Consider the following 13,361-nt stretch of genomic DNA (forward strand, 5'->3'; position numbering starts at 1 on the left):
CGGGACGGCCGCCTATGCTCGCCCTCATGCCCGAAGCGACTCCCCGTGACCCGCTGCCCGGCGCCGTCGTGCGGCCCTCCGCCCGCGTCCTGCTCCTCGACGGCCAGGACCGGGTCCTGCTGTTCCGGGGCCGCGGTCTGGTCAAGGGCTCCGACCTCGCCTGGTTCACCCCCGGCGGCGGCGTCGACCCCGGTGAGGACCTGGCCGTGGCCGCCGCCCGAGAACTCCGTGAGGAGACCGGCCAGGTGACCTCGCCGGAGGACCTCGGCCCGGTCGTCGCCGTCTCCCGGGGCCACTGGACCGACCTCGACGACCGGCTGTTCTACGCCCGGGACCACTACTTCCTGCTGCGCGTCCCCGAACCGTCGGTGGACGTCTCCGGCATGGAGGACCTCGAACGCTCCCTGATGGACACCTTCCGCTGGTGGCCCCTTCCCGAGCTGGGGGCGACCGGCGACCGAGTCATCCCGCCCGGCCTCTCCGGACTTCTCGACAGGCTGCTGACCGGCGGCCTCCCGTCAGAGCCGCTGGTCCTGCCCTGGCACCACCCGGAACCTCCCCCGTGACGGGCTCAGGACGCGCCACCGGACGGGTCCTCGACACGGCGGTCAGGCGGCTCATCACCTTCGGGAACGGCCTGATCACCGAGATCCGCCCCTTCCGCCTGGACACGATCGCTGTCGCGGAGGCGCTGGGCGTCCGGGGAACGCCGGTGGCGACCGTCTGACATCCGCCGTGACCGCTGGGGCGGGGCCGTGCCGGCCGTGAGGGATCCGGGCGGGCCGTTCGCGGGACGGAGTGTTCAGCGGGGGTTCATCCGGCGAACATAGTGGGACGACAAGGATGTTTCCCGGACATAATTAGATCGCTCGGTGTCAGCGTTCCAAACTGGAGGCGATACCCGTGTCCTCACCCGTTTCCCGTCGCAACTTCCTCCGTAGCAGCGCCGCAGGCGGCCTCGGCATCGTGTTCGCCGGCAGCATCGAGGCGATCGCCGGCCCCGCGGCGTTCGCGGCGACGCGGCCCGCGCTGGGGTACGGCCCGCTCGTCGACGACCCGGCCGGTGTGCTGGCCCTGCCCGCCGGCTTCTCCTACAAGATCATCGCTCAGGCCGGCGTGACGAAGCTGGAGACGGGTGAGCCCACGCCCAGCGACCCCGACGGCACCGGAGCCTTCCCCCACGGCCGCGGCACCACCCTGGTGAACAACCACGAGGTCGGCGGCGGCGAGCCGTACCGGGTGCCGGCCCTGCCCGGCCTGACCTACGACCCGGGCGCCGGCGGCGGCACGACCAACATCGAGGTGAGCCTCCGGGGCGACCGCGTCCGTGAGTACGTCAGCCTGGCCGGCACGCACAACAACTGCGCCGGCGGCAAGACCCCGTGGAACACCTGGCTGACCTGCGAGGAGACCGAGCAGAGGGCCGGCGGGAAGTACCAGAAGGACCACGGCTACGTCTTCGAGGTCGACCCCTTCGACCATGAGGCGAACCGGGACCCGGTGCCGCTGAAGTTCCTCGGCCGCTACTCGCACGAGGCCGTCGCCGTCGACCCGCGGACCTTCACGATCTACGAGACCGAGGACGCCTCCGGCCCCAACGGCCTCTACTACCGCTGGACCCCGCCCGCGGGCTTCCGGGGCGGCAAGGGCGCGCTCAAGGCCCTGGCCCAGAGCGAGGGCGGCGACACCGCGGGCACCCTGGAGGCGATGAGCTGCTACCACGGCTCCGAGCACATCCAGGACCTGTCGCAGGCCACCCGGCCGGGCACCCGCTACCGGGTCCGGTGGGTCCCGGTGCCCGACCGCGACGCCCGCAGCGTCTCGACGCGCAAGCAGTTCGCCGACGACCAGGTCACCCGCAGCCGCAAGCTGGAGGGCGCCTGGTGGGCCGACGGCGGCGCGTACTTCGTGGCCAGCTTCGCCCGGCACAGCGACGGCAGCCTCAACGAGCACGACGGCCAGGTGTGGTTCTACGACCCCCGCAGCCAGACGGTCACGCTGAAGACCATCTTCGGCGTCAACGCCGACCCCGACGAGGACGGCGCCTTCGACGGGCCGGACAACATCACGGTCTCGCCGTACGGCGGGGTCATCCTGGCCGAGGACGGCGAGGGCGTCCAGCACCTGGTGGGCGTCACCGACCAGGGCAAGTCCTACCCGATGGCCCGCAACGACCTGAACGACAGCGAGTTCACCGGCCCGACCTTCAGCCAGGACGGCAGGATCCTGTTCGCCTGCATCCAGACGCCGGGCCACGTCATGGCGATCACCGGCCCGTGGGGCCGTCCCGGCAACGCCGGGCACTGACGGTACGGCGCCGGGCGGAACGGCCCGCCGTGCCCTCCCCGGAGGGCACGGCGGGCCGCTCGCCTTTCAGAGGCTTCCGGCCGTGCGGTCTCAGCGGCTTCGACGGCTTCATCGGCCTCCCCGGATGACCGGCGGCCCTTCTCCTTGGGAGACTCTCCTGGGAAGACCTCCGGAGCTCCGGAGAACCGAGGGGCCCGACCAGGAGGAGGCGCATGACCAGCCCAGCCGAGGGGACGAGGACGACAGGCCCGGCCGTGGCCGTCGTCGGCGAGTGCGTCGCCGACGCCTTCACCGACTCCGGAGCCTCCCGGCGGGGTGAGCTCGCGCTGCGCGTCATCCCCGGCGGCGGCCCGGCCAACGCCGCGGTCGCCCTCGCCCGGCTCGGCACCCCCGCCCGCTATCTGGGCCGGATCTCCGCCGACCCCTTCGGCCGTCTCTTCCACGAGCGCCTGACCGCCTCCGGCGTCGACCTGTCCGGCGTCGTGCGCGCCGCCGAGCCCAGCACGCTGGCGGTGGCGACGCTCGACGCGGAGGGCCGGGCCGAGTACTCCTTCCACGCCGAGGGCGCCGCCGACTGGCAGTGGACGGAGGAGGAGCTCGCCACCCGCGACCTCGGCGGGGTCGCGGCGGTGCACACCGGCTCCCTCGCCCTGGTCATGGCGCCCGGCGCCGCGCGGATCGAGGAGTTCCTCACCGGCGCCCGCGCGGGGGCGACGATCTCCATCGACCCGAACGTCCGCCCCGGGCTCGTCGATCCGGCGGTCTACCGGGCCCGCCTGCCCCGCTGGGCGGCGCTCGCCGACATCGTCAAGGTGAGCGAGGAGGACCTCGCCCACCTCGGCGACTTCGGTGACTTCGACGGGTTCCGCGAGGAATGCCACGCGGCCGGAGCCAGGCTCGTCCTGCTCACCCGGGGCGCGGACGGCGTGACCGCCTCCCTCGACGGCGTACGGCTCGCCGTGCCCGCCCCCGCGGTGGACGTGGCCGACACCGTCGGGGCGGGCGACGCCTTCACCGCCGGCCTGCTGCACAGCCTGGGCGTCCGGGGCCTCCTCGGCGGACGCCTGACCGGCCTCACCGCCGGCGACCTGTCCGAGGCGCTCACCTTCGCGGTCCGGGTCGCCGCCCTCACCTGCGAGGTCGCGGGTGCCGACCCGCCCTGGCGCCACCGGTTGACCGCACCGGATGAGGAGACCGCCGGTCGGCCGCCGCGCGGTCGATCCGCTTGAGCATGCGGTCGAGCTGCTTGGGCACGCCCGCGTGCCGCGCCGCCCCACGCGCGGCGCGCAGCGCGGTGACCGCCTCGGGGGTCGGGAAGTCCTCGACGGCCCGGGCGATCTCGTACAGCAGTGCCTGGGAGGGCAGGGTCCGCGCCGAGCCGGGGGCGACCGCGATTCCGGCCAGCAGCGGGGTGAGCAGGGCGGGCAGCCACTCCTCGTCGCGCATCAGCGCCAGCCGTACGGCGCGGCCGAGCGCCTCGGTCTCCGACGCCTCGAACGCGCGGTCGGCGCGGTAGGGGATCTCGCCCGCGTGGATCGCGGCGACCCGGGCGGCGGCGGCCTCCAGGGCCGCGCGGGCGAAGGCGGTGTGGCCGGGGAGGTCCGCCAGTCGCCCCCAGACGCCGGGAAGCGGCGGCGGGGAGCCGAACGACCTGTTCCGCAGGGCCTCCAGGAACAGCGCCCGGTGCCCGGCGTCCCAGCTCGCGAGCAGGCGGAGCTCGTCGGCGCCGATCGGGCCCCGGCCCGTTCCGATCGCCTCGGTCACCTTCGCGTCGAGCCCGTCGTCGCCTCGGCCGTCGCACCCGGCGAGCCCCGCGACGGCCAGCAGCGCGTACGGCTGGTCGAGCCGGCCGGCCTCCAGCAGGAACCGCACCAGTGTCCGGGCGGGGGCCGCGAGCGCGGCGAGGGGCGGCCCGTCCGGGCAGCGCACCAGTGAGGCCGCGCCGAGGTGCAGGTCGGCCCATTCACGGGTGGCCAGCCCGTCGGCCAGCGCCGCGAACAGCTCGGCGCAGGAGGCGGGGGTGAACGCCGGCTGGCGCTCCCGGGCCTCGTCCTCCACCAGGAACCTCGCCGACGTCCCCGCGGGGGTCGTGGGGACGCGGTAGGCGGAGGGCAGCAGGGCCCCCAGGTCGTAGGGGCCCAGCTCGGCGCGGCCGGGCCAGGCGGCGGGGTGCTCCGTGGCCGGGTCGGTCATGAGCGCGAGCAGCCGGCGGGCGGCGGGGGAGAGCTCCATCCGGGGCGGTCCTCGGTCTGGTGGGGGCCGGTGGGATCCGGCGCGGCGGCCGGGCACGCGCGGCCGTACCGGGGGCCGGGATGCGCTGTCCGGCACCCCGGCCCGCGGCGGGTTCGCGTGCACGGCGATCCTGCCAGGTCCCGCCGACAGAAGCCGGAGGAGGACCGGTTCCGGCGCCACCGGCCGACCGGCCGCCGGCGCTCACCCCGTGACCGGGCCGTCCACGGGGTGAGCGCCGGCGAAGGACCGCCGGGGCCGGTGGGTCAGTTGACGGTGATGGTGAACGTCGAGGTCGTGTTCCTGATGTTCACGGCGTTGTCGCTCATCCTCAGGTTGTTGAAGGTCACCGAGCCCACGGCCGGTCCCTGGTCGGGCTCGGGCAGCTCGTTGGCCCAGACGGCGAAGCCGGACTTGGCGTCGTAGGCGTCACCGCTCCGGTGGGCGCCGGTGATCGAGACGTCGGTGAACACGGTGTCCTTGATCGGGTTGAGCGGCCTGCCTCCCGAGTAGCCGGTCTGGAACATGATGCCGTGGTAGGTGGGGTCGACGATGTCGACGCCGGTGACCCGGATGCCCTGGAAGACCTTCGAGGCGGAGAAGACCCAGATGGCGGGGAAGGTCTGCGCCCCCCAGAAGTGGCCGCCGGCCCGGACGATCGAGATGTTGTCGAACCTGGTGGGCGGGTCGGCCCCGAAGCCGTTCATCGGGTAGCCGAAGTCGAGCGAGCTGATCGTGATGCCGGAGTAGACCAGCGTGTCGGCGATGTAGATGTTGCGGAAGACGTTGTCGTAACCCCCGTACACCGCGATGCCCGCGGCGCGCCAGGGGAGGATCGCGGTCAGGTTCTCGTAGACGTTGCCCTTCATGTCGGCCCCGCCCGCGTCGATGGCCGAGAAGAGGGCGAAGCTGTCGTCGCCGGTGGAGCGGGCCGCGTTGTTGCTGACGAGGTTGTCCGTGCTGCCGTTGGTCATGTTGATCCCGTCGGCGAACATGTCGCGGATGCGGGAGTTCCTGATCGTCATCCGGTCGGTGTTCGCGCCCCAGTAGAGGCAGACCAGGTGCTCGCTCCAGATGTCGTCGATGACGATGTCGGCGACGTTCTGGAAGTCGAACACCTTGCCGGGGCCGTCGATGCGGGAGGTGTAGTTGCCGAAGTAGGCGAAGCCGGTGAAGGCCGAGCCGTTGGCGGAGGACTCGGCGCGGAAACCGACGTCGGTGTTCTCCTGCGTGACGGGGGCGTGGAACCGGGTGTACCAGGGGCCCGCGCCGACGATCTTGACGGGCTTGCCGTACACCTGGAATTTCTGCGCGGTCTGGTAGTCGCCCGGGGGCAGGTAGACGCCCAGCCACCCGGTCTCCATCCGCGCCCTGTCCAGGGCGTTCTGCACGTCCTGGTGGCCGAACCCGGCCGGGACGACGTACCGCGCGGGGTCGGGGTTGGGGACGGGCGCGACCTGCTCGGTGTCGACGAAGTCGATCGCGTAGGTGGTGGTGTTGGCCGTGCCCTTCTGCAGCCTGATCCTGCTGCCCTTCGGGACGGTCGAGCCGAGCATCAGGCCGGCCTCGTCGTAGATGTGCCGGGGGCCGCCCATGGACGGGGAGTTGCCGGGGTTCGCCTCGGGGCCGTACAGCCAGGCGTACTTCGAGGTCAGGTTGAGCGCCTTGCGGAAGACGCCGTCGACGTAGACGTCGAGGGTGGCGTCGATGCCGCCGCCGCCGGGCGCGTCGGGGATGGAGAACCGGGTGACGAGGGTGTTGGTGGGAGCCCTGGTGGTGAACTCGACGTAGGCGCCGGTGGTCGCGAGCCTGACCGCCCTGCGGCCGGACGCCTCGCCGGCGAGGTCGCCGACGGTCCTGTTGGGCCCGACGACGGTCGCGCCGCCGCCGATCGAGGCGTCCTCCGCCTCGTAGGTGTCGTAGGGCATGTTCGCGCCGCGGCCGACGAACAGCGGGGTCGTCACGACGTTGTCGTCCCGCTTCACCGGAAGCTCGGCGGTGTCGGCCGCGACCTCCGCCCGCACGGTGTAGCGGCCGCCTGCGGCGGTCCACGTGCCGAGGCTCACCGGGGCGGTGGTGGCGCCCGCGGCGATCGCGCCGGTGTAGGAGCCGGTCAGGGTGCGCACCGCCGTCCCGGCGTCGTTGAGCAGGGTGAGCGTGACGGCGTGGCCGCCGCCCGCGGAGGCGATGTTGCCCTTGTTCCGGATCGCCACGGAGAAGGTCACCGTGGCGCCGCTCGCCGGGTTGCCCGGGGTCCAGCTCGCCACGGGCGTCAGGTCGGAGCTGTCGACCGGCTTGACGACCAGCGGCGAGGAGGCGGTGAGCGCGTTGTTCAGCTCGCTCTTCTCGGCGACCGCGTCGGCCTCGTCGACCTTCGCCGTGACCGGGTAGGAGCCGGCGTCCCACCGTCCGGCGGACGCCGAGACCTCCGCGGAGGCGCCGGCCGCCAGCGCGGCCAGCGGGGCGGTGCCGGCCTTGGCGCCGCCGAGGTAGAAGTTCACGCCGGTCGCGCCGGAGGCCCGGTCGCCGGAGTTGCGTACGGTGGCCCGCAGCGTGACGGTGTCGCCCTCCGTCGGGGATTGAGGCGTCCAGGAGACGGCGGTGACCGTCAGGTCGGGGTTGGGCGCCGGGACGCCGATCACCTGGAACTCGGCGACCTGCCCGCCGGGCGCGCCGGTGTTGGAGGTGAGCCTGAGCTGGACGTCGGCGACGTCGCCGGTGACCGGGATCGTCACGGTGTTCCCGGTGGCGGGGTCGAAGGTGTACGGCGCCGCCGCCTTCAGCGTGGCGGGGGAGGAGGCGCCCTGCTCGCGGCCCAGCACCTCGATCGTCTGGGTGCGCCGGCCCCAGACGGGGTCGGGGTTGAGCCTGACCACGACCGAGGTGACGCTCGCGTTCGCGCCCAGCTTCACCGTGAGCGTGGCGGGATAGGCGCCGGGCGCGGACTCCCAGTAGGTGGCGGGGTCGTTGTCGACCGCGTTGGCCGCGACGAAGGTGTGGACGTAGGAGGAGGCGCTGACCTGCTTGCCCACGGCCAGGTTGGAGCCGGCGCCGCTGCCGGCGCGGGTGACGGCGTTGCCGGGGGCCGACCGGTTGCCGGCCGCGTCCTTCGCCCGGACCCGGTAGGTGACGGTGGCGTTCGCGGGCTGGGTGTCGGTGTAGGTCAGGACATCGCCCGCGACGGTGGCGCGCAGGACGTCATTGGCGTAGATCTCGTAGCCGGTGACGCCGACGTCGTCGGTGGAGGCGGTCCAGGTCAGTTTGATCTGGCCGGCGGCGGGTTCGGTGTAGGCGAGGTTTCCGGGAGCGGTGGGCGCCTGGGTGTCTCCGGTGGCGCCGCCGTACACCTCCAGCTCGGAGACCTGCGCCGCGGGCCATCCGGTGTTGGCCGTCATGTTCAGCCGGACGTAGCGGGTGACGGTGGCGGGGAGGCCGACGGTGACCGTGTTGCCGGAGGCGGGGTCGAAGGCGCGCGTCGCGGAGCCGGCGATCGTGGTGTAGGAGGAGCCGTCGGTGCTGCCCTGCACCGAGAACGTCTGCGTACGCGGCTCCCAGCCGGGCGGGAGCTTCACCACGACCCGGTCGACGCCGGTGTTCGCGCCCAGGTCGACCCGGATCCACTGCGGGAAGGAGTGCGACGGGCTCTCCCAGTAGGTGGAGGGGTCGCCGTCGGCCGCGTTGCCGGCGACGTAGACGTCGGTGTGCCCGCTGGCGGTGACGGCCTTGCCCGCCGCCAGGTTCGGGCCCGCCGCGAGGTTCGGGCCGGTCGCGAGGTTCGGGCCGGTCGCGGCCGTGGCGGGGAGGGGCGGTCCGGTGATGATCAGTAGGCTGAAGGCGGCGATCGCCGCGATCAGCCGGAGCAGTGTGGCGCGCTTGTGTGTCATCCGTTCCTCTGTCTCGTGTCCGGAACCGTCTCGGGTCCGGAACGCCGGGGGGTGCCGGGGGTGCCGGGGGTCAGGGGGAGCGTGTCCTTCGTCGGGTCGAATGGCTGAACCGTAAAATGACAAATCGATGTCTGCAATATTTCGACGGAATTTCGCAATGAATTGACTTCGCAATGTCGCCTCTGGGGGCGGCATCATCGCTGCTCAGCAAGGGATTTCGCCGCGGGGAGCCGCCGTCGTGGACCGCAAACGGCTGACGTTCGGACCCGCAAACGGCTGCAAATACTTGCTTCGGATGTCGTATGGTTTGCGCATGACGCGACGACTTGCAGAGGTGGCCAGGAAGGTCGGCGTGAGCGAGGCGACGGTCAGTCGCGTGCTCAACGGGAAGCCCGGGGTCTCGGAGACCACCCGGGAGGCGGTGCTGACGGCTCTCGACGTGCTCGGCTACGAGCGGCCCACCCAGCTGCGCGGCGACCGGGCCCGGCTGGTCGGCCTGGTGCTGCCCGAGCTGCAGAACCCCATCTTCCCCGCCTTCGCCGAGGTCGTCGGCGGCGCCCTGGCCCAGCAGGGCTTCACCCCGGTGCTGTGCACGCGGACGGTGGGCGGCGTCTCCGAGGCGGAGTACGTCGACCTGTTGCTCCAGCAGCAGGTGTCGGGCGTGGTCTTCGCCGGCGGCCTGTACGCCCAGGCCGACGCCTCGCACGCGCACTACGAGCTGATCCTGGAGCGCCGGCTGCCCGCCGTTCTGGTCAACGCGTCCGTGGACCACCTGGGCTTCCCGCAGGTGTCCTGCGACGACAAGGTGGCCGCCGAGATGGCGCTCGGGCACCTGAGGTCCCTGGGCCACGAGCGCGTCGGAATGGTGCTGGGGCCGAAGGACCACATGCCCTCCCGCCGCAAGCTGGAGACCTTCCTCGCCGCCGGAGGGGATCCCGCCCTGGTCGAGCACACGATGTTCTCCCTGGAGGGCGGGCACGCGGCGGCGGCGAGACTGCTGCGGTCCGGGGTCACCGGCGTGGTCTGCGCCAGCGACCCGCTCGCGCTCGGCACGATCAGGGCCGCCCGCAGGTCGGGGCTGTCGGTGCCGGCCGACGTGTCGGTGGTCGGGTACGACGACTCCGCCCTGATGAACTGCACCGAGCCGCCGCTGACCACGGTGCGCCAGCCGATCGACGCCATGGGGCGGGCGGCGGTGGACCTGCTGGTCGCGCTGATCGGCAGGGCGGCCGTGCCCGCGGACGAGCTGCTGTTCGAGCCGGAGCTGGTGGTCCGGGCCTCCACGGCGAGGCCGGCCGCGGGCTGAGCGCGACGGTCGCGGGCCGCCGCGCGGCCCGGCCGGCTGAGCCTGACGGCGGCGGCCCGGCCGGGAGGGGCGCGGCGGGAGGCCCCGGCGGCGAGCCGGGCGTGGCCGCCGGAAGCGGCAGGAAGGGGTGACCCGATCGGCGGGTCACCCCTTCCGCTGTTTCCCGCGTAAGAGACGCGTGATGTAGTCGTTATGTTTCATCTTTCTGTCGAAATATTGCGTCACGGTGTCGGGGATCCTATGGTGAGGCCACCCCGGAGCGGACCTTCCGGCTCGCTCCCGGCCTCCCCCAGCAGAAGGGTCAGCTCCATGACGAGATCCGGGTGTCGCAGGCTCCTCGGGCCGCTGCTCGCGAGCGCCCTCGTCCTCGCGGCGTCGGCGTGCGGTTCCGGCGAGCCCGCCGGGGACGGCGCGCAGCCGTCCGCGGCGGGCTCCGCGGGCGGTCCCGTGTCGATCACGGTCAACTGCATGCCGCCGAAGACCAACAAGGCGCAGCGCGCGACCTACGAGGAGGACCTCGCGGCGTTCCGGAAGCTCAACCCGGACATCAGGATCGAGAAGGTCTCCGACGCCTTCCCCTGCTACGAGCCGCGGACGTTCGAGGCGAAGCTGGCCGGCGGCCAGCTGGAGACGGTCTTCTTCGTCAACTTCCCCAACGTCGGGCGACTGGTGGCCGCCGGTCAGGCCGCCGACCTCACGCCGTACGTCGGGGAGCTGAAGACGTTCAAGGACTACAACGCCTCCCTCGACATCTTCAAGAAGGACGGCAAGGTCTACGGCCTGCCCACCGACGGCTACGGCATGGGCCTGGTCTACAACCGCGACGTGTTCACCAAGGCAGGTCTCGACCCGGCCAATCCGCCGAAGACCTGGGCCGAGGTGCGGGAGGCGGCCAAGAAGATCTCCGCACTCGGCCCCGGCTACGTCGGCTTCGGCGAGTACAGCGGCAACAACGTCGGCGGCTGGCACTTCACCGCCTCGCTCTACGGCCGCGGGGGCGACGTCCTCACCCCCGACGGCGGGAAAGCCGCCTTCAACAGTCCCGAGGGCGTGGCGGTGCTGGAGAACCTCAAGCAGATGCGCTGGACCGACGACAGCATGGGCTCCCGCCTCTACATCGACTGGCCCGCCCTGATGAAGGCGATGGCCGGCGGCAGGATGGGCATGATGCTCGGCGCCCCCGACGTGCTGATCTCGCTGCGCAACGACTTCCAGGCGAAGTTCGAGAACTACGCCGTCACCGCCCAGCCCGAGGCCAGGGCGCTGTTCAACGGCGGCGCCGGATACATGATCAACCCCAAGGCCACACCCGAGCAGATCAGGGCCGGCCTGAAGTGGATCGAGTACGAGTTCCTCACCCCCGGCAAGGGCCAGCTCGACTACGTGCGCGCCAAGGGCGCGAACCTGACGGTCGGCCAGCCGTACCCGGACCTGTACGGTGCCGACACCCCCTCCGGCCAGGAGGTCCTGCGGCTGCGCTCCGAGAACGCGAACGTCGCGCCCGAGCAGTTCGCGCTCTGGGCGGAGGGCTCCAAGGGCGTCCCGCCCAAGGCCGAGCCGGGACCGTACGCCCAGGAGATCTACGCCGTCCTCGACACCCCGATGTCCGCGGTGCTGACGAGGCGGGACGCCGACCCCGCCAAGCTGCTCGCCGACGCCGAGGCCAAGGTCAACGCCCTGCTGGCGAAGAAGGGCTGACCCGGCTGTGACCACGCGAGGCCCGCACCGGCGGGACGACCCGGGGCGGAGGCGGCTCGCCGTACGGCGGAACGTCACCGCCTACGGGTTCCTCTGCGGAGCGCTGATCTGCTTCGCGTTCTTCTCCTGGTACCCCATGGTCTGGGAGGTCGTGCTCAGCTTCCAGCGGACCAACTTCGTCGACGCGCCCGTCTGGGTGGGACTGGAGAACTTCGCCGCGGTCGTCCGGGACGCGGCCTTCGGACCCGCCTGGAAGAACACGGTGGCGTTCACCGTCCTCGCGCTGGTCCTCGGCTACGGCGTCCCGTTCGTCGTCGCGCTGGTGCTCAACGAGCTGCGTCACGCCCGCGCCTACCTGCGGCTCGTCGTCTACCTCCCGGTGATGCTGCCCCCGGCGGTCGGCGTGCTGCTCTTCCAGTGGTTCTACGAGCCGGAGTCCGGCCTGTTCAACCAGGTGCTCGGCTTCCTGCACCTGCCGCCCCTGGACTGGCTGAACAGCACCGGCACCGCCCTCGTCTCGCTCGTCATCGTCTCCACCTGGATGAACCTCGGCAGCGGCACGCTCATCTACCTCGCCGCGCTGCAGACCATCCCCGGCGAGCTGTACGAGGCGGCCGAACTCGACGGCGCCGGGCTCTTCCGGCGGATCCGGCACATCACGATCCCGCAGACCAGGCTGATCCTGCTGGTCATGCTCCTGCTGCAGATCGTCGCCACCATGCAGGTCTTCATCGAGCCCTACCTGCTCACCGGGGGCGGCCCGGAGAACTCCACGGTCAGCGTCGTCTACCTGATGTACCAGTACGCCTTCAACTTCGGGAACATCAACGGCGGCAACGCGCTCGGCGTGATGCTGATGATCGTCCTGATGGTCTTCTCCGCCGTCTACCTGCGCGTCTCGCGGGAGGGCAAGAGCTGATGCCGGACCTCACCGACCTCGCCGACCTCACCGCGGCCCCCGGCACCCCCGCCGCCGTCTCGCCCGCCCCTCCCGCGCCCCGCCCGCCGCGACGGCGGCGCCGCCCGCGGCGGATCGAGCCGGAGTTCCGCACCGCCGTCTCCCCGCACCGGCTCAACTCGCCCACGGGCCGGATCGTCTACTGGACCGTCCTCGTCGTGGTCGTGGTGAGCTTCACCGCAGCCTTCGTCTTCCCGCTGTACTGGATGGTCACCGGGGCGATGAAGTCCACCGAGGAACTGGTGCGGATCCCGCCGACGTTCCTGCCGTCGGAGGTCACGTTCGACGCCTACGCCGAGGCGTGGGAGCTGATGGACCTGGGCCGGTTGATGGGCAACACCGCCCTGTACGCGGGTGGGGCCTGGCTGTTCACCCTGGCGGTCGACGTCACCGCCGCCTACGCCCTGTCCAAGCTGCGGCCGGTGCTCGGCAAGCTGATCCTGGCCATGATGCTGGCCACGCTGATGATCCCGCCGATGGTGATCATGCTTCCGGCCTACCTGACGGTCAAGGATCTGCCGCTGTTCGGCTGGGACCTGCTGAACACGCCGTGGGCGATCTGGCTGCCCGCGGCGGCCAACGGGTTCAACATCTTCCTGCTCAAACGGTTCTTCGACTCGATCCCCCGCGAACTGCTGGAGGCGGCCGAGATCGACGGCGCGACGCCGGGGCGGATCCTGTGGTCGGTCGTCATCCCCATCTCCCGCCCGATCCTGGGCGTGGTGTCCATCCTGACCGTGGTCAACGCGTGGCGCGACTTCGTCTGGCCGCTGCTGGTGCTGACCGACGCCGAGAAGATGTCGGTCAGCGTCGGCGTCGCCAACCTGTCGGCGCAGATGCCGCAGAACGTGCTCATCGCCTCGCTGGTGATGGCGAGCGTCCCGACCATCGTCGTCTTCCTCGTCTTCCAGCCCCACATCATGGCCGGCCTCACCGCCGGCGGCCTCAAGGGCTGACGCGGTGACCGGCGAATCCCTAC

The 13,361-nt window shown here is 72.0% G+C and carries 10 protein-coding genes; 8 read left to right on the forward strand and 2 right to left on the reverse strand.

Annotated features, from left to right (window positions below; all coding sequences use genetic code 11):
* The first annotated feature begins 26 nt into the window (after positions 1-26).
* The 4 genes from ACFYSC_RS35925 to ACFYSC_RS35940 all read left to right on the forward strand — a co-directional run bounded on the left by ACFYSC_RS35925 (position 27) and on the right by ACFYSC_RS35940 (position 3,536).
* Positions 27-566: an NUDIX hydrolase gene (locus tag ACFYSC_RS35925; protein WP_389970537.1), complete on the forward strand. Its 540-nt coding sequence runs from the start codon at positions 27-29 to the stop codon at positions 564-566.
* Positions 563-727 carry a hypothetical protein gene (locus tag ACFYSC_RS35930; RefSeq protein ID WP_389970540.1) on the forward strand — a complete coding sequence of 55 codons (165 nt, stop codon included), beginning with the start codon at positions 563-565 and terminating at the stop codon, positions 725-727. Before ACFYSC_RS35925 ends, ACFYSC_RS35930 begins: the two co-directional genes overlap by 4 nt.
* Before the next feature lie 176 nt (positions 728-903).
* Positions 904-2,307: an alkaline phosphatase PhoX gene (locus ACFYSC_RS35935; RefSeq protein WP_389970543.1), complete on the forward strand. Its 1,404-nt coding sequence runs from the start codon at positions 904-906 to the stop codon at positions 2,305-2,307.
* A gap of 212 nt (positions 2,308-2,519) precedes the next feature.
* Positions 2,520-3,536, forward strand: a complete 1,017-nt coding sequence (locus tag ACFYSC_RS35940; protein WP_389970546.1) for a carbohydrate kinase — start codon at positions 2,520-2,522, stop codon at positions 3,534-3,536.
* On the opposite strand, the gene ACFYSC_RS35945 is transcribed toward ACFYSC_RS35940, so the two are convergent.
* Both ACFYSC_RS35945 and ACFYSC_RS35950 read right to left on the reverse strand, forming a co-directional pair.
* On the reverse strand, positions 3,436-4,539 hold the full coding sequence (locus tag ACFYSC_RS35945) for a hypothetical protein (protein ID WP_389970549.1): 1,104 nt from the start codon (positions 4,537-4,539) through the stop codon (positions 3,436-3,438). The two genes, ACFYSC_RS35940 and ACFYSC_RS35945, sit on opposite strands and share 101 nt — an antisense overlap.
* A gap of 263 nt (positions 4,540-4,802) precedes the next feature.
* Positions 4,803-8,420 (reverse strand): discoidin domain-containing protein, encoded by a 3,618-nt coding sequence (locus tag ACFYSC_RS35950; RefSeq protein WP_389970552.1) that lies wholly within the window; start codon positions 8,418-8,420, stop codon positions 4,803-4,805.
* A 313-nt stretch (positions 8,421-8,733) separates the two neighbouring features.
* On the opposite strand from ACFYSC_RS35950, the gene ACFYSC_RS35955 reads away from it, so the two are divergent.
* The 4 genes from ACFYSC_RS35955 to ACFYSC_RS35970 all read left to right on the forward strand — a co-directional run bounded on the left by ACFYSC_RS35955 (position 8,734) and on the right by ACFYSC_RS35970 (position 13,338).
* A complete protein-coding gene (locus ACFYSC_RS35955) occupies positions 8,734-9,726 on the forward strand; it encodes a LacI family DNA-binding transcriptional regulator (RefSeq protein ID WP_389970555.1) in 993 nt (330 codons plus the stop codon).
* 309 nt (positions 9,727-10,035) lie between these two features.
* Complete coding sequence (locus tag ACFYSC_RS35960) at positions 10,036-11,424, forward strand: ABC transporter substrate-binding protein (RefSeq protein ID WP_389970558.1); 1,389 nt, start codon at positions 10,036-10,038, stop codon at positions 11,422-11,424.
* Positions 11,425-11,431: 7 nt separating this feature from the next.
* Positions 11,432-12,343 (forward strand): sugar ABC transporter permease, encoded by a 912-nt coding sequence (locus ACFYSC_RS35965; protein ID WP_362946244.1) that lies wholly within the window; start codon positions 11,432-11,434, stop codon positions 12,341-12,343.
* Positions 12,343-13,338 (forward strand): carbohydrate ABC transporter permease, encoded by a 996-nt coding sequence (locus ACFYSC_RS35970; protein ID WP_389970562.1) that lies wholly within the window; start codon positions 12,343-12,345, stop codon positions 13,336-13,338. Before ACFYSC_RS35965 ends, ACFYSC_RS35970 begins: the two co-directional genes overlap by 1 nt.
* Positions 13,339-13,361 lie beyond the last annotated feature (23 nt).

This window comes from Streptosporangium sp. NPDC004379 (genome assembly GCF_042873875.1).
GTDB lineage: Bacteria > Actinomycetota > Actinomycetes > Streptosporangiales > Streptosporangiaceae > Streptosporangium.